Below are 1,135 nucleotides of genomic sequence, written 5' to 3'. Positions count from 1 at the left end.
GTCATTCTAATGGATGATGAAGACCGCGAGAATGAAGGTGACTTGATCATGGCTGCCGAGCATATTACGCCGGAAGCGATCAACTTTATGGCGACTTACGGTCGTGGCTTGATCTGTCTGACCATGACTAAAGCGCGTTGTGAAAATCTCGGCTTGCCGCCAATGGTGCAAGACAACAACGCGCAGTACACCACTAACTTTACCGTTTCTATTGAAGCTGCTGAAGGCGTCACCACGGGTATTTCAGCGGCTGACCGCGCACGTACCGTTCAAGCTGCGGTTGCGCCAAACGCAAAAGCGGCGGACTTGGTTCAACCGGGTCATATTTTCCCTCTTGCTGCGCAAGATGGTGGTGTATTGACTCGCGCTGGTCACACCGAAGCGGGTTGTGATTTAGCTCGCCTTGCGGGGCTTGAGCCTGCTTCTGTGATTGTTGAGATTCTAAACGACGACGGCACCATGGCTCGCCGCCCTGATCTTGAAATATTTGCTGAAAAACACGGCTTGAAGTTAGGCACTATTGCGGACCTTATCGAATACCGCAACAACACAGAAACGACCATTGAGCGTGTAGCAGAATGCAAACTGCCAACTGAACACGGTGAGTTCACTTTGGTGACTTACAAAGACACCATCGATAATCAAGTGCATTACGCGATGTGTAAAGGTGATTTGGCCGGCGAAGCGCCGCTGGTTCGTGTGCATCTACAAGACGTATTCACCGATGTATTACGCAGTGACCGCAATGCAGAGCGCAGCTGGACACTGGATAAAGCGATGAAGCGTATCGGTGAAGAAGGTGGTGTTCTGGTTGTTCTTGGCAATGAAGAATCAACCGAGTTGCTCATCCACCGCGTGAAGATGTTCGAAGCGCAAGATAAAGGCGAAGCACCGACTTTAGCGAAAAAGCAGGGCACGTCTCGCCGCGTGGGAGTGGGGTCGCAAATTCTCGCTGACCTTGGTGTTCACGATATGCGTCTTCTGTCTTCGACCAACAAAAAATACCATGCATTGGGCGGTTTCGGCCTGAACGTGGTTGAATACGTTTGCGAATAAGAAGTGAACGATAAGTTCCTAGTCCCATGCACACCTATTTTGGTGTGGACTAGGAACTCGTGACACGCAGCCAATTTCC

At 50.7% G+C, this 1,135-nt stretch carries 1 protein-coding gene; it reads left to right on the top strand.

The features are described 5' to 3' along the window. Positions 1–1,056 (top strand): 3,4-dihydroxy-2-butanone-4-phosphate synthase (gene ribB / locus R7Q11_RS24920; protein WP_225466849.1); only part of this gene is annotated, 1,056 nt, incomplete at its 5' end. Between the last annotated feature and the right edge of the window lie 79 nt (positions 1,057–1,135).

It is taken from the genome of Vibrio sp. 970 (genome assembly GCF_033339075.1).
The sequence above is the reverse complement of the archived record's forward strand: the minus strand, read 5'-3'. Positions and strand labels throughout refer to the sequence as shown.